Source organism: Sphingomonas naphthae, assembly GCF_028607085.1.
Lineage (GTDB): Bacteria > Pseudomonadota > Alphaproteobacteria > Sphingomonadales > Sphingomonadaceae > Sphingomonas_Q > Sphingomonas_Q naphthae.
In genome coordinates this window covers 154,790-178,409 of record NZ_CP117412.1, presented here as the reverse complement: position 1 = coordinate 178,409, position 23,620 = coordinate 154,790, and the positions used below count along the sequence as shown (strand labels likewise).

The window sequence follows — 23,620 nt, the reverse complement described above, 5'->3', positions numbered from 1 at the left end:
ATCGCCCCGCTCATCTCTGGGAGATGGGGATATGCCTCGCACCATAACCAGCTCAATGCTTCACGGCGGGCCACTGCGGATCTGGTCGGCGATCACCGATCCGGATCATCGTCGGGCTTGGAGTCCGCTCGCATTCCTCGACAACCCGTGCCTGCTTGGCGAGACGGAATGTACCTTCGCGATCCAGGGCATCACCCGGCCAATTCGGACGCCGGCCCGGGTCGATCAATTCGATAAGCCGCACGCCTTCGCTTGGTCCTGCGGCATCCCTTATCTGTTCACGCTCGAAGAGCGGTACGAGCTGGCAGGGGACGATGGTGGCACCAGGCTAACACATAGCTGCACGCTGCGCGGGGCGCTCTCTCTGCCGTTCGCGGCGATGATGTTGCGCCGCCTGCGGTCCCTGATGATCGAGGCCGACGACCGCCTCGCAACCTATCTGCGCTGGCGGGTGGGTCAGCCTGCCCGTGAGATCAATCGTCAGCGCGTCCCCTCCCGCTACAGGAGGAAGGCGCGATGATGCCTGGGATCCGGGTACTACCCGCCCTCATCCTCGTTGCCGGGTTGGCAGCTTGCTCGGAAAGCAAGCCGCCGGCTCCCCCAACGGAGCAAGAAATCCATTCGTCCGACAGCGCTGTGGCGACTGGGGAAATGGGGCGACACCCCTATCGCTGTTCCGACCGGGAACCGCTGTTCGTCGATTTCAAGGACAACGGCCTGCAGATCGATTTGCGGCGTTCTGGCAGCGGGACGCCCGTGACACTGACCGCTCCAGCGCAGGGCCTCCAGTATGTCGGCGAGACGGCCACCGCGACCTTCAAAGGAACGCAGCTCACCATCGTGGAAGGCGATGGCCGGACCCGGACCTGCGAACGGGAGGGCGCCAGATGAACCGTCCTGTCTTCCGACACGTCGCGCTGCAACGGGAGAGAAGCGATGTCTGACACGTCGATCTCGAATGTGATGGTCATTCGCGCCGAAGTGATCGCGCGAAGCCGCGCTTTGCGCGAGGCACAGCCGACGGCACCGCCCGGCGTGACGCCCACCGCTCCGGCGTCGAACTTCGCCGACACCCTCAATGCCGTGGTCGCGAAGGTCAACGAGACCCAGGAGCAAGAGGATGTCGTCACGGAAGCATATGAGCGTGGCGAAACCACCGACATTGCAACCGTCGCGCTCATCCAGAGCCGCGCATCCATAACTTTCGAAGCGACCCTGCAAGTCCGGAACAAGCTGCTGTCCGCTTATCGGGACATCATGAACATGCCGATTGGATAACGATCGCAAAGGGATTTAGGGCAAAGTTGATATGATTGTTGGCGCGAGACCACGGTTTAGGCAGATCATTGTCGAGGTTTGGAAGCCGCTCACGATCTTGTTCGTGTGGGACGTAGCCGTGACGGCATTCCACATAATGACCCCGATTAAGGAACCGCCTTTGCCGACGGCGCTTTTCGGCACTGCCATCGCGCTCTTCATGGGGTTCCGCACCAACGCTGCTTATGCTCGCTGGTGGGAAGCGCGAACCCTTTGGGGCGCGCTCATCAATGCGTCGCGCAGCCTGGCCCGGATCACGCGCAGCCTGACCAAGGGGGAACCCGAGGGCAGTGAGATGCGGCACAACATCATTCTGCGGCAGATCGCCTTTGCGCACTCGATGCGCTGCCAGCTTCGCCGACAGTCGCCCTATGAAGAGATTGCTCGGGTCGCCGGAACGGACGTCGCCGATATGGCGGTCGGTCGCCTGAACCCTGCCAACGCGCTCTTGGAAGACATATCGGGCATCTACGCCGACGCGCTCGCGGAAGGTCGGACCACTGAGATCCAGCAGGCAACTGTCGAGCGCGTCCTGATCGACATCGCCAATGCCCAAGGCGGCATGGAGCGGATCAAGAACACGCCGCTGCCTAATGGCTTTAGGTTCTTCCCGAACCTTTTCACGCGCGTGTTCTGCGTGCTGCTCCCGATCGCGCTGGTCGAATCTCTGGGCCTTGCCACGCCGATCGGATCGACGCTGATCGGACTCGTCTTCCTCGCGGTGCTGAGCATCGGCGAGGATCTGACCGATCCGTTCGCCAATAGCGTCCACGATGTCCCACTCACGGCCATGTGCCGCACGATCGAGATCGACCTTCTTCAGACGGCGGGACTGCCAGCCCCTGAGCCGCTGACGCCCGATCACGGCGTGCTGTGGTGAGTGCGGTGCGCGCTTTGCGTTACCTGCCTTGCCTGACAGCCGCGCGCATCGGCGCCGTTCTGTTCGCGGGTATGGTCGCCGGAGCGTGCAATCCCGCGCCGAGCGAACCTGTCGAGCCGGCGCATGAAACGCATCTGACGCCCCGATTGATCGCGCAACGCATCATGTATTGCGACGACGGATCGCGCGCCGATGTCGACTTCATCGACGACGGCCTGAAGATGGCTGTCACCTGGCTGCCCAACGGCAGGACCGAGATCCTGCACGCGCAACGAACGGGCGATGAGTTTCGCGGCGACCGGTCGCGGGCAGTCGTGGCGGGTGGGTCGATCGCCTTCACGCAGGGCGGGAAGATCCGCGTCTGTCACCGAACCCCGGAGGGATCATAGCATATGCAAGCATTGCTCTACACGCTTGCGCCTGTGCTGGCGGTCGTGCTCGGCGCGATCATTGCGAGCCGCACCAAGTTGAATCCTGGCCTCGTGGCGGGCCTACAGCATCTCGCCGCCGGCGTCGTGTTTGCGGCGGCAGCGACCGAAATCCTGCCGCAGGTCAAGCATGAGGCTTCGCCCAGCGCGACGCTGATCGGTGGGGCGGCGGGTGTCGCGACGATGTTGGGGCTCAAGGCTTTCGAGGCCCGCTTCAAGGGACCGATGGCGTTGCTGGCGGCGATCGGCATCGACATTCTGGTTGATGGCCTGGTGCTCGGCCTCGCGTTCGTCGCGGGCGAGAAGGCAGGGTTCCTGCTGACGATCGCGCTTACGCTCGAAGTGCTCTTCCTGGGTCTGACGCTGACCGACGAGCTGGCGGAAACCTATCGCTCGCGCCTGCGCATCATCGTGATCGTTTCGGCATTGGCGTTGCTGCTGCCGATCGGCGCGCTCGCGGCCGTTCCTGTCGCCACGCTTTCGCCGGTAATGGTCGCTGGCTTCCTGAGCTTTGGTCTGATGGCGCTGCTCTATCTCGTCACGGAGGAGTTGCTGGTCGAGGCGCACGAGAAGCCTGACACCCCGCTCATCAGCTCGATGTTCTTCGTGGGGTTCCTCGCCCTGCTGACGCTTGAGGAGATCATGGGATGATCCCGAACAATGACAATAATGGCGGGCGAGAGCGTCGTACGCTCTGGATTGTCCTGCTGCTGAATGCGGCAATCGCGGCTGGCTTCTTTATTTCCGGCTTCTTCGCGGATTCGAGCGCGCTGATCGCCAACGGCGTCGACAACCTGTCGGATACCGCCGTGTACGCGCTGAGCCTCGTGGCGCTCACCCGGGGCGAGACATGGAAGACGCGAGCGGCGACGGCCTCCGGCGTCATGCTGCTGATCTTCGCGGGCGGCATCCTGATCGACGTTGGCCGGCGCTACCTTCAGGGCAGCGAGCCGATCGGACCGACCATGATGGTCATGTCGGCGATCGCTGGCGTCGTGAACTACCTGTGCCTGCGGCTGCTCCAGCGGCTCAAGGATCCGGACGTCAACCTTCGGGCCGCCACCACCTTCAGCTTCAATGACTTCATTTCCAATGGCGGCATCCTGATCGCCGGCGTGCTGGTGCTGTGGCTGGGCACCAACTGGCCGGACCTGCTGGTCGGCTTCGCCACTGCCATCATCGCCATCAAGGGCGGTGTCGAAATCCTGCGCGACGCGCGCGCCGAAACCAAGAAAAGGGAAAGGAGGTCGTCATGAACGACAAGCTCGAACTCGATATTCCGGTCCTGCTGCCCGACCTTCCTGACGCGGCCGACGCTTGTCTGGACCGTCTCGTGTCGACCCTGTCGAAACGCGAAGGCGTCGAGCGGGCCCATGTGATCTGCGTCGACGGCGACACGCCGGCGGCGCTGTGCATCCATTTTGACGCCGCCAAACTGCCGCTGCCCCGCTTGCGCGAAATGGTGCGCGCCGCTGGTGCCGAAATCACCGAACGCTACGGTCATGCGATCTGGCAGGTGACGGGTATCAATCACGCGCGCCGGGCGCGGACCGTCAGCGATGCGCTGTGCGCCTTGCCCGGCGTCGTCCAGGCAAGCGCCAGCACCAGCGGCTCGGTTCGGGTCGAGTATGATCGCCGGGAGACCACCGAAGAGGAGGTCCGCGCCGCACTTCGCAAGCTGAAGGTCGGTGTAGGCAAGCGGGTCGCGGCTGACGACCATGCTGGCCATGACCACGGGCCGGGTGGCCACGGCGCGGACGAGGAGAAGCACGGTCCTGGCGATGGCCACGACCATAGCCATGCCGAGTTTCTTGGCCCCAACACCGAGCTGATCTTCGCGCTCGCCTGCGGCGCACTGCTGGGGATCGGCTATGCGATCGAGAGGCTGGTTGCCGGCGTACCGGAGTGGCTGCCCACCGCCTGCTATGTCGCGGCCTATTTCTTCGGCGGATTCTTCACGCTGCGCGAGGCGATCGACAACCTTCGGATGAAGAAGTTCGAGATCGACACGCTGATGTTGGTCGCTGCCGCCGGCGCCGCGGCGCTGGGCGCATGGGCCGAAGGCGCGCTGCTGCTGTTCCTGTTCAGCCTTGGCCATGCGCTTGAGCATTACGCGATGGGCCGCGCCAAGAAGGCGATCGAGGCGCTGGCGAAGCTCGCGCCCGAAACCGCGACCGTGCGACGCGACGGGCAGACCAGCGAAATCCCGGTCGAGCAGATGGTCGTCGGGGACATTGCCATCGTCCGCCCGAACGAGCGCCTGCCTGCTGACGGCTTCGTCATCAAAGGCACCAGCGCGATCAACCAGGCCCCGGTGACGGGTGAAAGCATCCCGGTCGACAAGGTGCCGGTCGCCGATGCCGCAGCGGCGCGGGCAAAGCCTGATGCAGTGGACGCGGAAAGCCGGGTTTTTGCCGGTACAATCAACGGCGGCGGCGCGATCGAGATCGAGGTGACACGCCGTTCCAATGAAAGCGCGCTTGCTAAGGTCGTGAAGATGGTGAGCGAAGCGGAGACGCAGAAGTCGCCGACGCAGCGCTTCACCGATCGGTTTGAGCGGATCTTCGTACCTGCTGTCCTGATCCTGTCGGTGCTCCTGCTATTCGCATGGGTGGTCGTCGACGAGCCGTTCCGCGACAGCTTCTATCGCGCGATGGCGGTGTTGGTGGCGGCAAGCCCGTGCGCGCTCGCAATCGCAACGCCGAGTGCCGTCCTGTCGGGCGTTGCCCGTGCAGCGCGGGGCGGCGTGCTCGTGAAGGGCGGTGCACCACTCGAAAACCTCGGGTCGCTCAAAGCGATCGCTTTCGACAAGACGGGCACGCTGACCGAAGGTCGTCCGCGCATCACTGATGTCGTGCCCGTCGATGGTGCCGATGAAGGCGAGCTGCTGGCGCTGGCCGTCGCCGTCGAAGCGTTGAGCGACCATCCTCTGGCCCAAGCGATCGTCAAGGACGGCCGCGAACGTTTGAACGATCGTGCCGAGCCGATTGCCGGCGACCTCAAAAGCCTGACCGGTCGGGGCGTCACCGCGAGCGTGGATGGCAAGACGGTGTGGATCGGCAAGGCCGAGATGTTCGGGAAGGAAGGTATTCCGGCGCTGGGGCAGGGGGCGCAGGACGCGATCGCGAAGCTGCGCGAGAACGGCCGCACGACGATGGTCGTCCGCAAGGGAGATCGCGACCTGGGTGCGATCGGCCTGATGGATACACCCCGCGAAGCTGCCAAGACCGCGCTGCGCCGGCTGCACGAGATGGGCGTGTCGCGGATGATAATGATCTCGGGCGATCACCAGAAAGTCGCCGAAGCGATCGCCAACGAAGTCGGGATCGATGAAGCGTGGGGCGACCTCATGCCTGAAGACAAGGTTGCCGCGATCAAGAAACTCGCCGGCGAAGATAAGGTCGCGATGGTGGGCGACGGCGTGAACGACGCGCCAGCGATGGCAAGCGCCACAGTCGGCATCGCGATGGGCGCGGCGGGGTCGGATGTTGCATTAGAGACAGCCGACGTTGCCCTGATGGCTGACGATCTGGCGCACCTGCCATTCGCGGTGGGCCTTAGTCGGCATACCCGTGGAATCATCCGGCAGAATGTCTTTGTCAGCTTGGGTGTCGTCGCCTTCCTAGTGCCTGCCACCATCCTCGGTCTCGGGATTGGGCCGGCGGTAGCGGTTCATGAGGGATCGACACTGCTCGTCGTCATCAATGCGCTCAGGCTGCTCGCCTACCGCGATCCGGCGACTAACGCTGCTTGAGGGCGCGCATCTAACATGGCGACCCTGCTGAATTGCCTATTGCAAATTGCATTCAGCTCTGGAGTAATCACAATGCAAAAGATTTCTCTATTTGCATTACTTATTATCTTCACCATCAATGTAGCATGCTCGCCTTCTATATTAACTGAGCGCATAAATACCAGCAAATATCCCAACATGGTCATTTCATCAGAAATACATGCGAAGGGAAATGGCATTAAGCTTATTGGTGACGTTCGTCACTCTATCGGACACTATCCGACTCACGGATATATGAGAGCTTGCGCCACGTGGTCCTCCGGAAATCGCGAATGCAAAGAGCGTTTTATATTGATGGTTGATGGTCCCCGTCGACGGGAAATCGGATTCTCGTTCACGTTCAACAAGTCGCCTTATGAATTGGTGAGTATGAAATTAGACTTTATTGGACCCGAAAAATCTCGGTCCAAATGAAGTCTATTGATCTGCTGACGGGCTCGGGGACGAACGAATCTAATCGAACGATATGAGGGCTGAAGCGGAGAGAGGCCTGAAGGAAAGGGAGTGTAGAATCGTGACTGAGAGAAAAGGACCGCCCTTGAAGGCGACGTTCCGGAACGCTGCCGGATCTCTCGGTCAATCCGGACGGCGCAACAGCAATCAACGTGACCAGAAGAGGGGTGGACAGACATGTTTCAGAGCTCTTGGGGGGAGATAACCACTCATATCGTCAGCCTCGCCGTGGCCTATGCGCTCGCTTTTCCTGTTGGCTGGGATCGCGAGAAGGACGCCCGCAGCGCAGGCATCCGCACATTCCCGTTGGTTGCCATCGCCAGTTGCGGCTTCGTGCTGGTGGGCATCGCGATCCTCGGCCGCACGTCTCCAGCGCAAGCCAGGTTGCTCGAAGGTCTGATTACGGGCGTCGGCTTCATTGGAGGCGGCGCGATCCTGAAAAAGGGCGGCAAGGCGTCAGGCACGGCGACGGCGGCCAGTCTGTGGGCGACTGGGGCGCTCGGCGCGGCCGTGGGCTACGGCCTATACGACATCGCCTTCATCCTGAGCGCCACCACCTTCCTCACCCTGCGCTGTTCTCGTCCGCTCAAGCGCGCCACCAATGGCAACGTCGGCACCTCGGCGAGCCCATGACGACCTCTTGGGCGAGCCGATGGATGTGGCCTGCGCGACCCCTTACCCGGCGCCGGGCACCGGCGAGGACCACCGCGGCGCGGGACCGCCAACATCGCTTGCTGCGCTGGGCGACACTGCTGGAGCGCGATCCCCACCAGATCATCGGTCTGCTGTCCCCCTCTTGGGCGTGCGGTGACGCGCGCGGCGCGATGGTCGATCGGCTGAGCGCGATCGATGTCGCATGGAACGACGTGGTGCTGCGGGTGATGGGGTCGGCGGGACGACCGCGCGGTGACGCGAAATCGTTCTTCGGGTTGTCGGATGCCGAGCTGGATCGGATCGTAGCCGGTTCGTGGCGGTGTCCGGTCCGACCCGCTTGGCAGGTCGCCGCGCGGATCAGCAACGTGGAATGTCCGCGCCTGGAAAATAGGATCGTCGGGTCGGTCGTCGCCCTTCTGCTCGTGATTTGCGCGATCTCCTATTGGATCTTCTGACGAGGCTGGTTTGTGTTTGACATCATAACATCGATCCTCGCGTCACTCGGCGGCTTTGGCGTTTTCCTGTTGATGCTGGCCGAGAACGTCTTTCCGCCGATCCCGTCGGAAGTGATCCTGCCACTTGCCGGCTACACCGCTGCGCAGGGGCGCGGCTCACTGTGGGTGGTCGCGATCGCTGGCACCCTCGGCTCGGCTGCAGGGGCGGTGCTGTGGTACTATGTCGGCCGTTGGATCGGCATCGATCGATTGAAGCGCTTTGCTGCCCGTCACGGCCGATGGCTGACGTTGACGCCCGTTGAGGTCGATCATGTCGACCGCTGGTTCGACCGCTACGGTCGTCGGGCGGTTCTGTTCGGGCGCATGGTTCCGGGGGTCAGGACCCTGATTTCAGTACCCGCAGGGGTCAGCGGGATGCCCCTCGGCCCGTTCTTGGTTTCGACGCTCGCCGGCTCGGCCATATGGACCGTTATCCTCGTGCTGGCGGGCTATGAGTTGGGCGAGCGCTATAGCCAGGTGGCGAGCGTCATCGAACCGATCAGCAACGCCGTGCTCGCGCTGGCTGCCATCTGGTATCTTTGGCGGGTCGCGATGTTCGGGCGATCAAGGGATGGCCATTAATGGCTGGCCTACGGCCGATGTTTCCTGCCGGCCTTTGGCTCATGGCAGCTTCGATGCTTATCCGCATCACACGTTTCGCTCGTGCCTTTCGCCTGATCTCCCCAACTAACGCGATCGTTCTTATCAGGTGGGTTGGAAGGCTTCACCGCAGCGGATTTCAATCATGGCGTCGCAACGGAGGAAAGTGGCGTTGGGCCGGGATATGGAGAGGATCAACATAATGGGAAACAGTAAGTAGCGGGTGCTCATCACCGCTGAACCCTTCTCGCCCTTGCGGACGCAGCCGCCCGTCGCAAGCGCCTGCACGAGGGTCGGCCAGTGCGGCGAGGGTGCCGCTGACGGAGTTTTGCGAGTTCACGTCTGACAAGCACGACTTGGGCGACGGCAAACGGCCGCTGACGACCCCAACACGTTCGTAGACTCGATCCACCCCAAGGCGATAATTACGATCCTCGATCCCGAGGACATCAATACGTGGCTGCACGGTACCTATGACGAGATCGTCGCCCTGCAGAAGCCCTATGACCCCGCCAGGATGACGGTACGCGGGCCGGTCTTTCCGACCCGACGCCCCGAACGCTAAGGCGAAGCCTAACGGCTCCGATCCTTGCCACGATCCGGGGGCGGCGTGCTCCGGTCGGGCGGCGGGGCGGACGCCCCTTCGAGCGCGGCCCCGATCTTGATCCGGTCGGCGACAAGCTGGCGAGTGGATTCCCCGACCGTGTTGACCATGCGCGCGCTTTCGCCGCGCTCGCGCGCCTTCTGCATGGCGTCGTCGACGATCGTCTGGGCGGGCGCGAGACGTGGGTCGGCGTGGTTCTTCTCGGCCGTGTTCTTCAGGAACAGCTCGGCGAGCCGCTCCTGACCTGGTGAAGCCCCAGGCGGTAGGATCGGCCGCTCCAGCGAGCGAACCACGCGCTGGAGCTGCGCTGGCTGCTGCGAATTGATCTGGACGCCGAGAGCCGCGCCGATCTCGCGGACGCGCTCAAGCGGGGTCTGCTGCGGGGTGATGACCGCATCGACCTGACGCACGCCAAGATAGGTGAGAAGGTGTGACTGGTAGATCGGGCCTTTGGCGTGGCGGACATAGGCCAGCTCGGTGCGGGCGTTGGCGATGACCGGGGAGGAGGCGCCTTCTCGAATGAGGCTGCGTAGCCGGTCGGCCGCCTGCTGGCGGGCGCCGGGAGATAGCGATCCAGTTCCTCGCGGGCCTTGGTCAGCGTCACCCGGTAGCGCTGCCCTTCGGGCGGCGCACGTTGAGGCAGCAAGGCTATCCCGGCGGGACCGATCCGCGCTTCGGGCGCAAGGTCGCGACGGATCGCCGCCTCGGCGAGCACCGCGGCCATAGGCCGATGATCGCCGGTGAGGAAGCCATGCCGGGACGCGTCCATCCACGCGGTCTTGTCGATCGAGGCGATCCTGATGGGATGGCCGGCATCGCGGGCGAGCTGCGCCGCGTGGTGGCGCATCGTCCGCCCGTTTCCCTCGCGGAAAGGGTGGATGGCATTGATCTCGTTGATGTGGTTGCCGAGCCGGTCGAAAAACTCGTCGCGGGCGAGGCCCTTCAGCGCATCGCCCGCCCGCGTATCGGCAAACCGCTTATCGAGCTCGCGCGCGATGTAAGGCACGTGCGCGAAACTGGAGCCGCCCTTGGCGATATTGACGGTGCGATCCTGACCCGCCCAGTCGTAAAGGTCCTGGAAGAGGTGCCGATGTAGGGCGCGATAGCCGTCCGCCGTCGCTGGAAAGGTGAGGCGCGCGGCTTCTGCGCCGCGCGCCAAGGTCAACCTCCGCTCGGCCTCCATGAGGGTCTTGTCGTCCGTGATCCCAAGCCGGTTCCGGAGCGTGTCCGTACCGGGGTAGGTGTAGGGATCGTCTGCCAAGGTCAGGCCGCGATCTGGTGGGTTCCTGGCTTGTAGAGGCCGAGGATGATGGACGGCATGAGCGAAGGGGGAACACCCTCATCGAGCATCATGGCGAACATGGCATCTTCGTCACCGGTCGGCGTCATGTCCTCGATGACGAGGTTGGCGCGCGCCTCTGCTACGTCCTCGCGCCACAACGCGATCTGCTCGGGGGTGCCGCGTTGGAAGTCCATGGAGCGGATGCGCTCGCGCAGCGTGTCGAGATTGATCTGGGCCATCGCGTCATCCTTTCGCCGTTAACCCTACGCGCTCCCTCGCGATTTCTCAACAAATCACGTTGGCGAAGGTCCGTTTCGGCAGGGTTGATCCGCGCTCAATCGAGCGCGGATCGCTACGCCATAGGCGTTAGTATTCGCTGGCCAGCATGATCGTCAGCACCCGTTTAGTCTGCTCGGAATTCCACGGAGCGTCACTGCCGTAGGTGAGGCTCGTGTCGTAATAGTCGATCTTCCAGAACACCGTCTGCACGATCGCCTTTGCATCGTCGGGCGGTCCTGCGTCCACGCGCCGCTTGCGAGTTTATAGACCGCGCCGAAATCGTGCTCACCATAAGGGTCGTTGTCGCCGTCAAACTTCGTGAACCGGGTGATCGCGAACAGCGCGGCGAAACGGTCCAGCTCGGAGAGTGCCTGGAACCCCATCGTAACGTTGGCGAGGCTCGCGAGGCCGGGGTGGGTACGCGCCGCGTCGTTGAGGCGCCGGATGGTGTCGATTTGCTCGGGGGTCGGCATCGGGTGATCCTCCTTGTTGGCATGGGCCGCAAGGCCGCTCGGCCTCACGGCCCTGCCTGTCCGGCGAGGACGGGATGGGGAGGGGGAGCGAGAATCTTGGGAAGCTGGCGCGGGCGAGCCGCCCTAGCGCGGCCGGGGCTTCACCCCGGGTGCCGCGCTTGGCGGATTACACGGGCGGCAAGATTGTCGTTCGGGAACGAAAGGGCGGCGCCCTTGGCGTTCCCCGCGGCGTCTGCCGCCAACAAACGAGCCCGCCTCGGCGGCCATCATGGTGCCGGTCGCCAATCCGGGATCGCGCGGGTATTCACACGATCTGATTTGGGAGAACACCATGAACAATGCCGAACTCGCCGAAACGCTGGTTGCCAATCACGCCTTGAGCAAAGCCGACGCCCGTAAGGCGGTGGATGGCCTGCTGGCGGCGATCGTCGCGGCCGCGGCGAAGGGGGAGGAAGTATCCTTGTCCGGCTTCGGCAAGTTCAAGATCAAGGATAGCCCGGCGCGCGAGGGCCGCAATCCCTCGAACGGCGAGACCATCCAGATTGCCGCCTCGAAGAAGCTGACGTTCGTGCCGGCCAAGGCGGTCAAGGACGCGCTGAACGGCTGAGCCGTATGTGGCTGCGTGATCTGCGCAGCCACCTTCGCCAGCATACATTTTCTGCTTTCGTTCCGCCCGGTCCTGACTCATAGAATCGTCATGCCGATCATGCCGGAACATCGCTGGCTCTACCCGATCGACTGGCCCGAACTGTCGAAGCTGATCCGGTTTGGCCGAGCTGGAGGGCGGTGCGAGCATTGCCGGCGGCCGCATGGGGCACGTGTCTTCCACCTCGGCGATGGCCGCTGGTGGGATGCCGATCGCCGGCAGTGGCGCGATGGGCGAGGGCGTCGCATCCGTGTGGCAGGCGCAAATGTCGCCGAAGCGGTTAGGCTGACGCGGGTCTATATCGCCTGCGCACACCTCAACCACGACCCGACCGATAATGGGCCGCGCAATCTCGCTGCGCTCTGCCAGCGCTGCCACATGATCCACGATGGGGCCGAACATCGTCGGCGCCGCTGGTACAATGCGTATCGACGTCGCGCGCTGGGAGATCTGCTGGCGATGCTCGACGACCGGGCAGCGTTGCCGATCACAGGTGTACCACGTGGCACACCTGTGCGTCTCACCGCCTGAGTGCGAAGTCACGAGAAGTCACTTTCGGAGCAACAGCCTAGCCTTCCTCCACATATCCGCTATGCTGGATATATGGAAAGCGAGTCGGCGATTGTGGCATTGGGGGCCTTGGCGCAGGGCACGCGCCTGGACGTGTTTCGTCTGCTGGTCCGGCACGAGCCTGCCGGCTTGGCGGCGGGGGAGATCGCCCGACAGCTCGATGTGCCGCAGAACACGATGTCGGCGCATCTGGGTATCCTGGCCCGTGCCGGCCTCGTCCGCTCCGAACGGCACAGCCGCTCGATCATCTACCGCGCCGACCTCGGCGGGCTGCGCGCGCTGACGCTGTTCCTGGTCAAGGATTGCTGTGCCGGCAACGCCGAATTGTGCGTCCCGCTCGTCGCCGAACTCGCCCCCTGCTGCTGAAAGGAAGCCCCATGAGCCGGACTGACTCGGCCGTCGATATCGTCATCTACCACAATCCTGAGTGCGGCACGTCGCGCAACGCGCTTGCCATGATCCGCAATGCCGGCATCGAACCGCACGTGGTCGAATATCTGAAGACCCCGCCCTCGCGCGCGATGCTGGTCGAGCTGATCGAGCGGGCGGGCATCTCGCCGCGCGACCTCTTGCGGGAGAAGGGCACACCCTATGCGGAGCTGGGGCTCGGCGACACTTCGCTGTCCGACGAGGCGCTGGTGGACGCGATGATGGCGCACCCGATCCTCATCAACCGCCCGCTGGTCGTCTCGCCCCTGGGCGTGAAGCTCTGCCGCCCGTCCGAAGCCGTCCTCGATCTGCTGCCGAGCAGGCAGCTCGGCGCCTTCGCCAAGGAGGACGGCGAACAGGTGGTGGACGCGTTCGGCGAGCGGGTTGGCTGAGCCCATGTCGACGATCGCCCCCGTCGCCGGACCTGCGCCGGCGCGCCCCGGCATCGGCACCTTCGAGCGATACCTGACGCTCTGGGTGGCGCTCTGCATCGTTGCCGGCATCGGCCTGGGGCACCTTTTGCCCGGCCTGTTCGCGCGCATCGCCTCGGCCGAGGTCGCGCGCGTCAATCTCATCGTCGCGGTACTGATCTGGCTGATGATCGTGCCGATGCTGCTCAAGATCGACTTCGGCGCGCTCGGGTCGATCCGCCAGCATTGGAAGGGGGTGGGCGTCACGCTGTTCATCAACTGGGCGGTGAAGCCCTTCTCGATGGCAGCACTGGGCACATTGTTCATCGGTTGGCTGTTCGCGCCGCTCCTGCCCGCAGGGGAGGGGCCGTCCTACATCGCCGGCCTGATCCTGCTCGCTGCGGCACCGTGCACCGCCATGGTGTTCGTATGGTCGAACCTGTGCGAGGGCGAGCCGACCTATACGCTGTCCCAGGTCGCGCTGAACGACGTCATCATGGTGTTTCTGTTTGCGCCGCTCGTCGGGCTGCTGCTCGGCGTTGCCTCGGTGACGGTGCCGTGGGACACGCTACTGATCTCGGTGCTGCTCTACATCGTCGTGCCGGTCATCGCCGCCCAGCTCGTTCGCCGGGCCGTGCTGGCAAACGGCGGACAGTCAGCGCTCGACCGGCTGCTCGGTCGCCTCGGCCCGGTATCGCTCGTTTCGCTGCTGGCGACGCTCGTCCTGCTGTTCGGCTTTCAGGGTGAGGCGATCGTGGCGCAGCCGCTGGTGATCGCGCTGCTCGCGGTGCCGATCCTCATCCAGGTCTATTTCAATGCAGGGCTAGCCTACTGGCTGTCGCGCCGCTTCGGCGTTGCATGGTGCGTGGCGGCGCCTGCGGCGCTGATCGGCGCGTCCAACTTCTTTGAGCTGGCCGTCGCGGCCGCCATCTCGCTGTTCGGGCTCAAGTCGGGCGCGGCGCTGGCAACGGTCGTGGGCGTGCTGGTCGAGGTGCCGGTGATGCTCTCGGTCGTCTCGATCGTGAAGGCGTCGCGGGGCTGGTATGAGCGCGGTGCGCGCGCGTGAGCGGCCTCGGCGTGAAGCGTCTCGCGCCGGGCGAACTGGATGACCTGGCTGGCGCGCTGGCAGCCGCCAAGCTGCCAACCGCCGACCTGGCCGAATCCCGCCGCACCTTCGTCCGCTTTGACGATGACGCTGGGTTGGTCGGGTTCGGCGGGATCGAGGGCGACGATCCGGACCGGCTGCTCCGCTCGCTCGTGGTCGTGGCCGATCGCCGGAGCGCTGGCCTCGGCCGTGCGATGCTGGCGTTGCTCGAAGACGAGGCGCGGCGGCTCGGCGTCGCGCGACTGCACCTCCTGACCAACACTGCGGCGCCGTTCTTCCGCGCGAACGGCTATGCCGAAGCCGATCGCATCGCGGCCCCGCCCGCGATCGCCGCCTCGCGCGAGTTCACCGCGCTCTGCCCGGCGTCGGCCACCTATCTCGTGAAAGCTCTTTGATGCCGCTCCGTCCGCTCGCCGATCCCGACCTCCTGCCGGCACTCGATCCCGCCTTCATCCGCACGCAGCCCGCCATGGGGCTCGGCTCCCTCGACCCGGCACCGCGGATCCTGCTGCTCTACGGCAGCTTGCGCGAGCGCTCCTTCTCGCGGCTTGCCACGGAGGAAGCGGCGCGTCTGCTGCAATTGTTCGGCGCGGAAACGCGGATCTTCGATCCCTCGACGCTGCCGCTACCCGACCAGATCGCGGGCGACGATCATCCGGCCGTTCACGAGCTGCGCGAGCTGGCGATGTGGTCGGAGGGCCAGGTCTGGTGCAGCCCGGAGCGGCACGGCCAGATCACCGGCATCATGAAGGCGCAGATCGATCACCTTCCGCTCGAGATGAAGGGCATGCGTCCGACCCAGGGCCGCACGCTCGCGGTCATGCAGGTGTCGGGCGGATCGCAATCCTTCAACGCGGTCAACACGCTGCGCCTGCTCGGCCGCTGGATGCGCATGTTCACGATCCCGAACCAGTCCTCGGTAGCAATGGCGTACAAGGAGTTCGACGAGGCCGGACGCATGAAGCCGTCAAGCTATTATGACCGCATCGTCGACGTGATGGAGGAGCTGGTCCGCTTCATCGTGCTGCTCCGGCCGCACACGACGCAGCTCGTCGACCGCTATTCGGAGCGCAAGCAAGCCGGGGTGGCGGTCAATCCGGCTTTGGACCCATCGGCGATCGCGATCGGCGCATCGAGCGCCCGGGCATGATGGCGACGCGGCCCGCTTTCCCCTCGAAGGTAGGGCGGCCGTCAGCCGCCCGTTGCCGCGCGCGGGCCGAAGAAGATGATCGCTGCTCCGACAAGGCAGACTGCCGCGCCGATTAGATCCCAGCGATCGGGCTTGGTACCCTCCGCGATCCAGAGCCACAACACGGCCGACAGGATGTAGACGCCCCCATACGCCGCATAGGATCGGCCAGCCTGATCGGACGCCGGTAAGGTGAGCAGATAGGCGAATAGACAAAGGGACAGGATGCCGGGCGCGACCCACCAGGGCGACTTGCCGAGCCTGAGCCACGCCCAGAACGCGAAACAGCCGGCGATCTCCGCCAAGGCGGCGCCGAAGAATGCAAAAGCGGTCATGGGGGCTTATATCTCAGCACGCTGCGCTCACCGGAAGTTGAGAAGTTGTCCACGGCGCTGCCCGACCTCGTGTTAGGCGGCGCTACGCGGGCTGAAAGGGGAACGGGCGCGCCGGCCCTACAAAGGCCGAGTCATCGCGCCGGGGCGACTCTTCCCCTCAAGGTTGACGCTGGTGGCATGCCGACCACGGCAGTGGCGCTATGGACGCTGACAGCGCATCGGAGCAGGCAGAGTGTGCCACGTGGCACACCTTTGCTGGCCCTGGTGGCCTGATCCGACGAGCGACGCGGCCCAGCCTCGTCATGGACGGTCAATCGTGGTAAAAGGCGGTCATCGCCGACCAAGGCCCGAGCATGTCGGCGGCTGAGAGCAACTGGAAAGCTCCCGCTTCAAGACGGAGCTCTTCCCATGCTCGATTTCGACTATTGCGGGCGCCGCGCGCGCGACGAGCGTGCGATCGCCCTCGCCAGCCCCTGCGCGAAGGCGCGCGCGATCCATTTCGAACTTGCGACGCTCTACGATCGAAGGGCGCAGCAGCCACTCCGCAGTCTTCGCATCCTGGTCGTCGAGGACGAATATCTGATCGCGAGCGAGATCGAGGAAACCCTGGCCGGGAAAGGGGCCGAAATCGTCGGCCCTGCCGGTTGCGTGGAGACGGCCGACGAACTTCTCTCCGCCACGGCGGTGCAGGCGGCGGTCGTCGACCTTCGTCTCGGCGGCGAGATGGCGTTCGATCTGCTCGACCGTCTCGCCGATCGCCGTGTGCCTGCCGTGTTGGTCACCGGCTACGACAGGGAAGCGATCCCTCCGGCCTATCGGGCGCTCCAGCTTATCCAGAAGCCCATTTGCGCGGATGCCCTCACTGAAGCATTAGTGGCTCCTGCCGGCTTGAGGTTCGACAACCTCGATCTTCGTGCTTTCGATGACTTACATTCGGCGCGCGACCTGAACGGTGCAGCTTTTGTTAACAAGAAGGCCGCCCCTTGATGCGTTCAGCATCAGAGGGGACGGCCATGTTAGCGTCCTTATATCTCGTCACGTGAAGACTTGAAAGCCGGCCGTGAACCAATCTGGCTTTCAATCGACCACCTGCCTACTCCGCCTTGGTCGCGATCAGTCCAGCTCCGCTGCCTGCCGCGCTATGGGCTTGAGGAGATCGATACGTTGATCGAGGCGCAGTCGGCCCTTCAGGGCACCGAGACCTCGAACGATCACAGTCCTTCCTGTCCTCGAGTCTTGCACGGGAGCAGGGTTGGGAGCCTGAGTCATCGAACGAGCCTACCACAGTGCCGAGCAATGCTTTTTTCATTGAGCACCTCAGGGCCCCCCAACACAACTGCGCTGACGGTTGGCGCGGCCCGGCCGCGACCGGTCAACAAAAGCACGAAGTCGCGAGCGGTTTGGAGCGTCGCCTAGTATGAGAAAGGCAGCGGCACGCTGCAAGGTTCGTGCTTTCATTGACCGCAGCCAAGCTGGTAACGATCTCGCGTCCGGCGTCGCTCGGCGGCCGGTCGCCAAGGCTACAGCGGGGCGAGCTTATCTCCTCTTTTAGAGCTCGAGAATGATGGATGGCATTACGGACGGGAACGCCTTCGTCGAGCATCAGCGCAAAGAGATCATCGTCGTCCGAAGTCGGCGTCATCCCCTCGATGACGAGATTTGCACGGCTATCAGATATATCAGCACGCCAGAGCGAGACTTGCCGAGGGGTGCCGCGGTCGAACGCCATCACGCGGATCCGCTGACGAAGCCCTTCGATGTTGATCGGGGCCGGATGCCTCTCGTTCATTGAATGTACAGTTTCCACCAAGCCCCGCGGCTCCAGATTCGCTATCCCGCTTAGGGCGTTAAGGGCGCCGCTGCGTTTGATCTACATATCGAATCGAGATCGCTGGTCCCGGCTAAGTGGCGCCCATCCTGAGCTCAGATGCCGACGAGAGCACGGCTGCAGGCTTGCGGCCCCAGGCCATTCAAAAAACACTGCGAACCCAGAAACAGCCTTTGACCAAGGGCGCCTAGTTTAACATAATCTTTGTTATCGGACTGCTAGCGTGTAGGTGCTAAGTAGAAATGACACTCCTCCGCTAGATAGAAAAGGCACAACGAGTGCCAGCGGGTCGCCGGTGTCATGGCCATCCTCGGCAGCGAGGATGTGCAAGCGATGACGGTGCTGACAATGAGTGCTGCCGAGGTGAGCCGGTACGACACGCTGATGCGGCTCGACCGCGGTGAGATCAGGGTGGCGGACGCGATGGCGCTGCTGAGGCTTGAGCGTCGACAGATCTACCGGTTGCTGGAGCGACTTCGGCAGGACGGCGCAGCCGGGCTCATATCCCGCAAGCGTGGGCGTCCGAGCAACCGGCGTTACGGCGATGCCGTTCGTGATCAGGTCGTCAGCCTCGTGCGCGAGCAGTATAGCGGCTTCGGGCCGACGCTCGCGCGCGAGTATCTGGCCGAGCGGCACGGCATCCGAATCTCGTGCGAGACGCTGCGGCAGATGATGATGGCAGCGGGGCTGTGGAAGGACCGCGCAGCGCGCCGCCCTCGCCCGTACCAGCCGCGTTATCGGCGGGACTGCCGCGGCGAGCTGATCCAGGTCGACGGGTCCAAACACTGGTGGTTCGAGGACCGGGGCCCGCAATGCACGCTGCTGGTCTATATCGACGATGCGACCAGCGAGCTGATGCACCTGGAGATGGTGGAGAGCGAGAGCACCTTCTCGTATATGCGGGCGACGCGCAGCTATATCGAGCGCCATGGCAAACCCGTGGCCCTTTACTCCGACAAGCACAGCGCGTTTCGCAACAACACGGCCTCGGCGAACGGCGACGGCATGACCCATCTCGGGCGGGCGTTGCACGCGCTCAACATCGAGATCATCTGCGCCAACTCGCCGCAAGCCAAGGGGCGCGTCGAGCGCGCGAACGGCACGTTGCAGGACCGGCTGGTCAAGGCGATGAGACTGGAGGGCATCTCCACCATCGACGAAGCCAATGCCTTCCTCCCCTCCTACATGGCCCGGCACAACCGGCAGTTCGCCAGGACCCCGTTCGACCCGCGCGATCTGCACCGCCCGCTGGCGCCGCACGAGAACATCGAGGCAGAGATGGTGTGGCGCGAGCAGCGCACGGTGACCGCGGCGCTGACGCTGCACTACAACAAGGCGCTGTTCATCCTGGAGCCGAACCGGACCAGCCAGGCGCTGGCGCGCAAGCGGGTGGAGGTTTGCGAGTATCCTGACGGACGGATCGAGATCCGGCACGACGGGCAGGCCTTGCCCTATCGCGTGTTCGACAAGATGCGGCGGGTGAACCAGGCAGCGGTGGTCGACAACAAGCATCTCGACGCGGCGCTGGCGATGGCGCGGCTCCTGCAGGAAACGGCGCCACACCACCGCAAGCGGAACAACAACGAGCCGGCGCGGACGGCGCAGACTGGCGGCATGTTCGCCGCGTCGGCTGTTGCGACCGCATCGAAGGTGGATCGCCGCACGCTCTGCACGCCGAAACTGAAGCGCGGGCCGCGCCTTTCCGAGACGGAACTCGTCGCGCGCGGACTGGCCGAATACGCTGGCTGAGTCCGGGTCACGCCACCCCACCCCAGGAACCTGCCTGACTGTCTGCATTCTGGTGTGACCGAGCCCGCTGCTGGCGCAGCGGGTCCGTCGCCCTTCCCTCGAAACTCACCGCATCAGCGGGGTCAGCGCTGCGCTTGTGGATGGCTCCACGCTGCCCCCGCTGCTACCAGCCGTGTGTCATTTCTATTTGGGGCAGAATGTGTCTTTTCTAATCAGCGGGAACATAGCGTAACGGCTCAGCGGCGCCTCAAGCTGCCCCAATCGCGGCCGGCGCTTCGATCAGCCATCGCCCGACGACCCGCTCGAAATCGACATACGGGATCCGATCTGGGTGAAACTCTAGCACGGCCGCCAGATCGGGCAAGTCGGCCAGAAACGCCTTATAGACGCATTGCACGCGGTCGGCGCTCGGCAGCTCGCGACGCGACACGTTGGCGAGCCAATCACGCGCCTCGCGAAGTGCTCGAGTCGGGTCGCCCCCATGCTCGTGGATGTCCATGCCAGCCAGATCGGAGATGAAACGCTGGTAGCGGAACTGCTCCACGTCGAGGATCAGGATACGCTTGACCTTCTGATGTTGGCCACCGTAGCGCTTGGCGCCAAGGAACAGCCCGAGTTCGAGCGGCATGTTGAAGCGCGGCAGGTTGTTGACCGCGTCCAGCTCGGTGCGTGACAGGTCATGAATGCCGTAGCGGCACTGCTCGATCAGAGCGAAGATCTTGTCAATCCGAGTCTGGCCACCGTCATCCAGTTCGCGCGCCGAGCGCGTGCGAAAGCCGCAGACGAGAATGGCGAAGATCAGTGCGCGGAACGTCGGCGCGAACGCATCGTCGAAGGGGCAATTGATGAAGACGTCATCCGTCGACGTCTGAACGACCGGCAAACTACTTCTTCTTGGCCAGAACGCTCTTCACTGCCGCGGCGATACGCTGGTCGGAGACGGTCGCCTTCTTGGTTGCCACCGGCGCCAGAACGTAACGGCCCGTCGCTGCGCTGCGCCCGAGCACGCCTGGCTTGCTCCCCTTGGTGGTTATCGTATCGGACCGGGTCGCCATGACAGTAATATGCGCCTCCCCGTCTCGCCGCGCAAGCGGCGTCCATGGCACCGGCCCGACTAGCGCGATCGTTCCCGTCGCGGCGTCGAAGCTGATTGCATCGGCAAAGGGTCGGAGCACCTCGCTTGGACTTGCTTAGGTGATCGGCAGGCTGACTTCGCCGACGGTCAGACCGCTCGTCACCAAGGTCAAGCACCGCCCTGTTTCTCGGATCGCGCACGACTCCCCCGCTGATCCCGTCCAGCGCCACCGAGCTGATCCGTAACAGCCTGATCTCGCCGCGCTGGATGGCTGAGATCACAGCGCTTCTTAAATCATAAGCAGGAGCCGCCGAGAGCGTACACTCGAGCGGCTTCTGGACTGGCAAGCAATTCATGCCGGCGGGTCTCGCGACAGTAAGCCTAGCTCACGGGCAAGCTCAAGAGCGTCAAATTGCCATGCGACCCTGATCCAGCAGACTGAGGGTTGTCATGACCAGCGCGGATTTAGCTCTACGCCTTGCCTAGTGCGCGCATCGTATCGGGCAATAACGTGTACACCGCCTCGCGCCGGGCGCCTCGATTGTGGTGATCTACTCGCCAGCCCTCATAGTGGCGCCGGACCAGCCCTGCCCGGACCAGCTCGGACACCGCCCGGCTGACATTACACCGGCCGGAGCGGCGCACCCGCTCCAGCACCACTTGCTCCACTAGTCGTGACGCTGCGTCAGGGTCTCCTGGCAGCTGCTCCTGCCCTGCCAGTTCCACCCTCACCTGCTCGGCCAGCGCTGCCCGCTTATGATCGCGGGCTGCCATGGGAGCGAGGGAGTCGCACAACCAGTCGCGCAGCCGAACGGCCTGCCCCTGCCGGAGGACGTAGGGTCCTGCCTTGCCCCCCTGCCCTGCCGCGCGCGCGATCAGGTTCAAGACCATGAAGGCGTAGCGCGGCCGGGTCGACACCTGCGCGATAACATCGATGATCGACGGCAGACCCTCGGCTAAGGGCGTCTGGGACGAAATCCTCGGCGGGGCCACCGGGGATGCGGAGAACAAGTCACCTTGAATCATGGGAACAGGAGAAGCACGAAACGGGAATCGTGTGAATCCCTTCCGGTTCGGCCGGCGGCGTTTCTGTCGGCTGCGACACTTTGCCGCTGGGCAAAGTGTCACGATTGGCATTTCCAAACTATCTACTTGTGGGCGTCCACACTCCTGATCGGCCTACACGCAATCAGTACCCGTTTTCGCTCGACCGGAAGCCATTCGGCTGCGCGCGGTCCGCCGTTCTGTCGTGGAGCGGCAGCCCGAACTCTACGCCAAGCGCTAACTGTCGTCGGCCCTCTCGCCGGTGTCCGCGGCGTCCGGTTCCAACCGCCTCCACGACCATCCCGCTACCGCGAGCGCTCTGTCGATCCAAGTGGCAACGTGCCCTGGCTCGCCGCTGCAATACCAGGTGAGATAGTCTCCCTCCTCGCGCACCCAGGACACCACCTCGCCGGCCCGCCTGAAGCCGTAGGAGACGTCCATGCCATCTGGACCGGACCAACGAATGTTGGCGAGCGCACACCAGAGGTCGACAGCGCACGCGCCATCCGCTCTCACCCGTTCGCCGAGAACACGGTCGAGGATGATCTCGAATGCCTTGTAGGGTCGGTAAACACGGCTGCTGGGCTGACCCTGGAAGTCGTTGCGGCTGAAGAACGGGAAGGTTGCCTCCGTCGAGTTGATCCGCATCATCGCGGTCACGACACCTTACCATTGGCCGCCCCGTGTCGCACCGCTGATGATTCCAGCGGCTGACGCAAGCCGCTACGCGCTTCTGGGAACAGTCCCGGCATCCAGCGCCCCGCCAGCGTGGCAGGAAAGGCGATCTGCAGGGGCGCCCGGGAACTGTCGGCCGTCAGCACGCCGAGACTCGTCAGCGCGGAGGTAACCCGGCGCGCTTGGCGTTCGCCAGTGCCGACGATACTCTCTACCTCGCCGCGCGGGAGCTCGCCTCGGTACAGCGCTGCGTCAATTACCTGGATGGCCTTGGCCGGCAGCCTTCCCCCGTCCGTCTCTTCGGCCGCCCAGCGCCGGATGCGACTGCGCAGCTGGTCGGGCTCGACCAAGCCGGCCATGAAGTCGACTTGGTCGATGCAGGTCTTCAAGAAGAAGGTCGTGAAGCTCGCCAGCTCCTCCTCGCTTAGCGAGCCCCGCCCATCAAGGTCGTTGCGGCGGGGTAGGTCGCAGGCGGCAAGGTGCCGCTTATAGGCCTGCACGTTGCGGCCGAGGCCGCGCGCGATGGACCACACGCCGCCCGTGTCGAGCGCGTCGAGCAGCATGGCGTGCGACATGAGGCGGGCGACCCGCCCGTTGCCGTCGAGAAAAGGGTGAATCCAGGCGAACCGGTGATGCGCGGCCGCGAGAGATACGATGGCGTCCGTCGCGCCGCGCTTCTGATACGCCCAGGCGAAGTGCTCGAGAAAGCGCGGCACCGCCCCGGGGCTGATCGCAATGTGCTGCCCGACCCGGAGATCGCGGGTCCGCAGGGCACCGGGCTCGACCAGAACGCGCTCGCCGCCCTCGACCGGCTCAATCCAGAGCATCGACTCGGGCAGATGCTCGCAGAAGCGTCGGTGAACCTCTTGCAGGCCCTCCACGCTCGTCGCCCGGCCCGCCAGCCCTCCCCCGTCGATCCAGCCCTGGACCGCGAAACGGGCGGTCGCCTCGAGCTGCAGGTCCCGCTTGGCCGGGTCAGCGCTGAAGTCGTTCTTCAGCGCCCGCTCGATGTCGACGGGGTGGGTATCATGCCCCTCGATCAGGTTGCTGTAGTAGCAGGTCACCGTTCGGACGAGACCGGCGAGCCCAGCCCGGAGTGCGGGCGGCAGACTGCTGCGGAAGGCGGCAGACTTGGCGGTCAGCTCGATCGCGAGGTCGACGGCGTCGCGGTACCGCGGCCCGCCCTCCCCCATTTTCATGGGCTGCACGGCGCCGATGCCCTCGCCCCGGTCGGCGACCACCCCGAAGTCCGGTTCGTTGGCCATGTCCTGCAGCATCTGGTTTACCTGCTTGCCTCGCTAAGGTCGT

32 protein-coding genes and 2 pseudogenes are annotated in these 23,620 nt (G+C 64.4%); 21 read left to right on the top strand and 13 right to left on the bottom strand.

All coding sequences use genetic code 11. The annotated features are described in order from the left end of the window. The first annotated feature begins 31 nt into the window (after positions 1-31). From PQ455_RS19900 to PQ455_RS19845, 12 genes are all read left to right on the top strand, one after another. Positions 32-520: an SRPBCC family protein gene (locus tag PQ455_RS19900; RefSeq protein ID WP_017980805.1), complete on the top strand. Its 489-nt coding sequence runs from the start codon at positions 32-34 to the stop codon at positions 518-520. Then, on the top strand, positions 517-891 hold the full coding sequence (locus PQ455_RS19895) for a hypothetical protein (protein WP_024310663.1): 375 nt from the start codon (positions 517-519) through the stop codon (positions 889-891). The genes PQ455_RS19900 and PQ455_RS19895 overlap by 4 nt, the downstream gene beginning before the upstream one ends. A 45-nt stretch (positions 892-936) precedes the next feature. Further along, positions 937-1,278 (top strand): flagellar hook-basal body complex protein FliE, encoded by a 342-nt coding sequence (fliE, locus tag PQ455_RS19890; RefSeq protein WP_017980807.1) that lies wholly within the window; start codon positions 937-939, stop codon positions 1,276-1,278. Between the two features lie 31 nt (positions 1,279-1,309). Further along, entirely contained in the window at positions 1,310-2,197 is an 888-nt protein-coding gene (locus tag PQ455_RS19885; RefSeq protein ID WP_024310664.1) for a bestrophin family protein, read from the top strand. 5 nt (positions 2,198-2,202) lie between these two features. Then, positions 2,203-2,586, top strand: a complete 384-nt coding sequence (locus tag PQ455_RS19880) for a hypothetical protein (RefSeq protein ID WP_024310665.1) — start codon at positions 2,203-2,205, stop codon at positions 2,584-2,586. 3 nt (positions 2,587-2,589) lie between these two features. Beyond that, the gene (locus PQ455_RS19875) at positions 2,590-3,276 is read left to right on the top strand and encodes a ZIP family metal transporter (RefSeq protein ID WP_017980810.1); all 687 of its coding nucleotides are present in this window, start codon (positions 2,590-2,592) and stop codon (positions 3,274-3,276) included. Next, entirely contained in the window at positions 3,273-3,881 is a 609-nt protein-coding gene (locus tag PQ455_RS19870; RefSeq protein WP_017980811.1) for a cation efflux transmembrane domain-containing protein, read from the top strand. Before PQ455_RS19875 ends, PQ455_RS19870 begins: the two co-directional genes overlap by 4 nt. After that, the gene (locus tag PQ455_RS19865) at positions 3,878-6,379 is read left to right on the top strand and encodes a heavy metal translocating P-type ATPase (RefSeq protein WP_017980812.1); all 2,502 of its coding nucleotides are present in this window, start codon (positions 3,878-3,880) and stop codon (positions 6,377-6,379) included. The genes PQ455_RS19870 and PQ455_RS19865 overlap by 4 nt, the downstream gene beginning before the upstream one ends. A gap of 15 nt (positions 6,380-6,394) precedes the next feature. Continuing rightward, positions 6,395-6,832, top strand: a complete 438-nt coding sequence (locus PQ455_RS19860; protein WP_147276299.1) for a hypothetical protein — start codon at positions 6,395-6,397, stop codon at positions 6,830-6,832. A gap of 216 nt (positions 6,833-7,048) precedes the next feature. Beyond that, complete coding sequence (locus PQ455_RS19855) at positions 7,049-7,504, top strand: MgtC/SapB family protein (RefSeq protein ID WP_017980813.1); 456 nt, start codon at positions 7,049-7,051, stop codon at positions 7,502-7,504. 98 nt (positions 7,505-7,602) lie between these two features. Continuing rightward, entirely contained in the window at positions 7,603-7,980 is a 378-nt protein-coding gene (locus PQ455_RS19850; protein ID WP_017980814.1) for a hypothetical protein, read from the top strand. A gap of 12 nt (positions 7,981-7,992) precedes the next feature. Next, a complete protein-coding gene (locus PQ455_RS19845; RefSeq protein ID WP_017980815.1) occupies positions 7,993-8,601 on the top strand; it encodes a DedA family protein in 609 nt (202 codons plus the stop codon). A 123-nt stretch (positions 8,602-8,724) separates the two neighbouring features. Here PQ455_RS19845 and PQ455_RS21090 read toward each other — a convergent pair whose 3' ends face one another. The 6 genes and pseudogenes from PQ455_RS21090 to PQ455_RS21025 all read right to left on the bottom strand — a co-directional run. Further along, positions 8,725-8,907 carry a hypothetical protein gene (locus PQ455_RS21090; protein WP_026151876.1) on the bottom strand — a complete coding sequence of 61 codons (183 nt, stop codon included), beginning with the start codon at positions 8,905-8,907 and terminating at the stop codon, positions 8,725-8,727. 285 nt (positions 8,908-9,192) lie between these two features. Continuing rightward, entirely contained in the window at positions 9,193-9,633 is a 441-nt protein-coding gene (locus PQ455_RS19835) for a hypothetical protein (protein WP_226341947.1), read from the bottom strand. A gap of 476 nt (positions 9,634-10,109) precedes the next feature. Beyond that, a pseudogene (locus tag PQ455_RS19830) lies at positions 10,110-10,406 on the bottom strand (Fic/DOC family protein); the annotation flags it as partial. Positions 10,407-10,486: 80 nt separating this feature from the next. Next, the gene (locus PQ455_RS19825) at positions 10,487-10,744 is read right to left on the bottom strand and encodes a hypothetical protein (protein WP_017980819.1); all 258 of its coding nucleotides are present in this window, start codon (positions 10,742-10,744) and stop codon (positions 10,487-10,489) included. A 127-nt stretch (positions 10,745-10,871) separates the two neighbouring features. Then, a complete protein-coding gene (locus PQ455_RS21030) occupies positions 10,872-11,030 on the bottom strand; it encodes a DUF3768 domain-containing protein (protein ID WP_017980820.1) in 159 nt (52 codons plus the stop codon). 77 nt (positions 11,031-11,107) lie between these two features. Continuing rightward, positions 11,108-11,167: pseudogene (locus tag PQ455_RS21025) on the bottom strand (hypothetical protein); the annotation flags it as partial. A gap of 421 nt (positions 11,168-11,588) precedes the next feature. Between PQ455_RS21025 and PQ455_RS19815 the strand changes: the two are divergent. From PQ455_RS19815 to arsH, 7 genes are all read left to right on the top strand, one after another. Next, the gene (locus tag PQ455_RS19815) at positions 11,589-11,864 is read left to right on the top strand and encodes an HU family DNA-binding protein (protein WP_024310666.1); all 276 of its coding nucleotides are present in this window, start codon (positions 11,589-11,591) and stop codon (positions 11,862-11,864) included. Between the two features lie 90 nt (positions 11,865-11,954). Further along, on the top strand, positions 11,955-12,434 hold the full coding sequence (locus PQ455_RS19810; protein ID WP_078462361.1) for a hypothetical protein: 480 nt from the start codon (positions 11,955-11,957) through the stop codon (positions 12,432-12,434). A 72-nt stretch (positions 12,435-12,506) separates the two neighbouring features. After that, complete coding sequence (locus PQ455_RS19805) at positions 12,507-12,839, top strand: ArsR/SmtB family transcription factor (RefSeq protein WP_017980823.1); 333 nt, start codon at positions 12,507-12,509, stop codon at positions 12,837-12,839. A gap of 11 nt (positions 12,840-12,850) precedes the next feature. Continuing rightward, on the top strand, positions 12,851-13,294 hold the full coding sequence (arsC, locus tag PQ455_RS19800) for an arsenate reductase (glutaredoxin) (protein ID WP_017980824.1): 444 nt from the start codon (positions 12,851-12,853) through the stop codon (positions 13,292-13,294). A 4-nt stretch (positions 13,295-13,298) separates the two neighbouring features. Then, positions 13,299-14,378 (top strand): ACR3 family arsenite efflux transporter, encoded by a 1,080-nt coding sequence (gene arsB, locus PQ455_RS19795; RefSeq protein WP_273691653.1) that lies wholly within the window; start codon positions 13,299-13,301, stop codon positions 14,376-14,378. 11 nt (positions 14,379-14,389) lie between these two features. After that, positions 14,390-14,812, top strand: a complete 423-nt coding sequence (gene arsN2 / locus PQ455_RS19790) for an arsenic resistance N-acetyltransferase ArsN2 (RefSeq protein WP_273691649.1) — start codon at positions 14,390-14,392, stop codon at positions 14,810-14,812. After that, a complete protein-coding gene (arsH, locus tag PQ455_RS19785) occupies positions 14,812-15,567 on the top strand; it encodes an arsenical resistance protein ArsH (protein WP_273691646.1) in 756 nt (251 codons plus the stop codon). Before arsN2 ends, arsH begins: the two co-directional genes overlap by 1 nt. A gap of 41 nt (positions 15,568-15,608) precedes the next feature. On the opposite strand, the gene PQ455_RS19780 is transcribed toward arsH, so the two are convergent. Continuing rightward, positions 15,609-15,941 carry a YnfA family protein gene (locus PQ455_RS19780; RefSeq protein ID WP_017980828.1) on the bottom strand — a complete coding sequence of 111 codons (333 nt, stop codon included), beginning with the start codon at positions 15,939-15,941 and terminating at the stop codon, positions 15,609-15,611. A gap of 408 nt (positions 15,942-16,349) precedes the next feature. Here PQ455_RS19780 and PQ455_RS19775 point away from each other — a divergent pair, with 408 nt between their 5' ends. Then, entirely contained in the window at positions 16,350-16,928 is a 579-nt protein-coding gene (locus PQ455_RS19775; protein ID WP_017980829.1) for a response regulator, read from the top strand. A gap of 385 nt (positions 16,929-17,313) precedes the next feature. Here PQ455_RS19775 and PQ455_RS19770 read toward each other — a convergent pair whose 3' ends face one another. Next, positions 17,314-17,730 carry a hypothetical protein gene (locus tag PQ455_RS19770; RefSeq protein WP_226341943.1) on the bottom strand — a complete coding sequence of 139 codons (417 nt, stop codon included), beginning with the start codon at positions 17,728-17,730 and terminating at the stop codon, positions 17,314-17,316. Between the two features lie 372 nt (positions 17,731-18,102). Here PQ455_RS19770 and PQ455_RS19765 point away from each other — a divergent pair, with 372 nt between their 5' ends. Continuing rightward, a complete protein-coding gene (locus PQ455_RS19765) occupies positions 18,103-19,518 on the top strand; it encodes an ISNCY family transposase (RefSeq protein ID WP_047867320.1) in 1,416 nt (471 codons plus the stop codon). A 247-nt stretch (positions 19,519-19,765) separates the two neighbouring features. Here the strand turns inward: PQ455_RS19765 and PQ455_RS19760 are convergent, their stop codons facing one another. From PQ455_RS19760 to PQ455_RS19740, 5 genes are all read right to left on the bottom strand, one after another. Beyond that, on the bottom strand, positions 19,766-20,401 hold the full coding sequence (locus tag PQ455_RS19760) for a hypothetical protein (protein ID WP_273691641.1): 636 nt from the start codon (positions 20,399-20,401) through the stop codon (positions 19,766-19,768). A gap of 1 nt (position 20,402) precedes the next feature. Further along, on the bottom strand, positions 20,403-20,573 hold the full coding sequence (locus PQ455_RS19755) for a hypothetical protein (RefSeq protein ID WP_225883565.1): 171 nt from the start codon (positions 20,571-20,573) through the stop codon (positions 20,403-20,405). 491 nt (positions 20,574-21,064) lie between these two features. After that, on the bottom strand, positions 21,065-21,619 hold the full coding sequence (locus tag PQ455_RS19750) for a hypothetical protein (RefSeq protein WP_017980682.1): 555 nt from the start codon (positions 21,617-21,619) through the stop codon (positions 21,065-21,067). A 255-nt stretch (positions 21,620-21,874) separates the two neighbouring features. Then, positions 21,875-22,297 carry a hypothetical protein gene (locus PQ455_RS19745; RefSeq protein WP_020486653.1) on the bottom strand — a complete coding sequence of 141 codons (423 nt, stop codon included), beginning with the start codon at positions 22,295-22,297 and terminating at the stop codon, positions 21,875-21,877. Continuing rightward, positions 22,294-23,589, bottom strand: coding sequence for a Fic family protein (locus tag PQ455_RS19740; RefSeq protein ID WP_273691635.1), 1,296 nt, complete (start codon positions 23,587-23,589; stop codon positions 22,294-22,296). Before PQ455_RS19740 ends, PQ455_RS19745 begins: the two co-directional genes overlap by 4 nt. Positions 23,590-23,620 lie beyond the last annotated feature (31 nt).

Bases quoted from the DNA above. Each gene is read 5' to 3' on its own strand.
- PQ455_RS19895 (WP_024310663.1), top strand. From the start codon at position 517: ATGATGCCTGGGATCCGGGTACTACCCGCCCTCATCCTCGTTGCCGGG.
- PQ455_RS19900 (WP_017980805.1), top strand. From the start codon at position 32: ATGCCTCGCACCATAACCAGCTCAATGCTTCACGGCGGGCCACTGCGG.
- PQ455_RS19825 (WP_017980819.1), bottom strand. From the start codon at position 10,744: ATGGCCCAGATCAATCTCGACACGCTGCGCGAGCGCATCCGCTCCATG.
- fliE (WP_017980807.1), top strand. From the start codon at position 937: ATGTCTGACACGTCGATCTCGAATGTGATGGTCATTCGCGCCGAAGTG.
- arsH (WP_273691646.1), top strand. From the start codon at position 14,812: ATGCCGCTCCGTCCGCTCGCCGATCCCGACCTCCTGCCGGCACTCGAT.
- PQ455_RS19740 (WP_273691635.1), bottom strand. From the start codon at position 23,589: ATGCTGCAGGACATGGCCAACGAACCGGACTTCGGGGTGGTCGCCGAC.
- PQ455_RS19860 (WP_147276299.1), top strand. From the start codon at position 6,395: ATGGCGACCCTGCTGAATTGCCTATTGCAAATTGCATTCAGCTCTGGA.
- PQ455_RS19775 (WP_017980829.1), top strand. From the start codon at position 16,350: ATGCTCGATTTCGACTATTGCGGGCGCCGCGCGCGCGACGAGCGTGCG.
- arsB (WP_273691653.1), top strand. From the start codon at position 13,299: ATGTCGACGATCGCCCCCGTCGCCGGACCTGCGCCGGCGCGCCCCGGC.
- PQ455_RS19765 (WP_047867320.1), top strand. From the start codon at position 18,103: ATGACGGTGCTGACAATGAGTGCTGCCGAGGTGAGCCGGTACGACACG.
- PQ455_RS19750 (WP_017980682.1), bottom strand. From the start codon at position 21,619: ATGATTCAAGGTGACTTGTTCTCCGCATCCCCGGTGGCCCCGCCGAGG.
- PQ455_RS19875 (WP_017980810.1), top strand. From the start codon at position 2,590: ATGCAAGCATTGCTCTACACGCTTGCGCCTGTGCTGGCGGTCGTGCTC.
- PQ455_RS19810 (WP_078462361.1), top strand. From the start codon at position 11,955: ATGCCGATCATGCCGGAACATCGCTGGCTCTACCCGATCGACTGGCCC.
- PQ455_RS19870 (WP_017980811.1), top strand. From the start codon at position 3,273: ATGATCCCGAACAATGACAATAATGGCGGGCGAGAGCGTCGTACGCTC.
- arsC (WP_017980824.1), top strand. From the start codon at position 12,851: ATGAGCCGGACTGACTCGGCCGTCGATATCGTCATCTACCACAATCCT.
- PQ455_RS19780 (WP_017980828.1), bottom strand. From the start codon at position 15,941: ATGACCGCTTTTGCATTCTTCGGCGCCGCCTTGGCGGAGATCGCCGGC.
- PQ455_RS19865 (WP_017980812.1), top strand. From the start codon at position 3,878: ATGAACGACAAGCTCGAACTCGATATTCCGGTCCTGCTGCCCGACCTT.
- PQ455_RS19855 (WP_017980813.1), top strand. From the start codon at position 7,049: ATGTTTCAGAGCTCTTGGGGGGAGATAACCACTCATATCGTCAGCCTC.
- PQ455_RS19805 (WP_017980823.1), top strand. From the start codon at position 12,507: ATGGAAAGCGAGTCGGCGATTGTGGCATTGGGGGCCTTGGCGCAGGGC.
- PQ455_RS19755 (WP_225883565.1), bottom strand. From the start codon at position 20,573: ATGGCGACCCGGTCCGATACGATAACCACCAAGGGGAGCAAGCCAGGC.
- PQ455_RS19815 (WP_024310666.1), top strand. From the start codon at position 11,589: ATGAACAATGCCGAACTCGCCGAAACGCTGGTTGCCAATCACGCCTTG.
- PQ455_RS19770 (WP_226341943.1), bottom strand. From the start codon at position 17,730: ATGAACGAGAGGCATCCGGCCCCGATCAACATCGAAGGGCTTCGTCAG.
- PQ455_RS19885 (WP_024310664.1), top strand. From the start codon at position 1,310: ATGATTGTTGGCGCGAGACCACGGTTTAGGCAGATCATTGTCGAGGTT.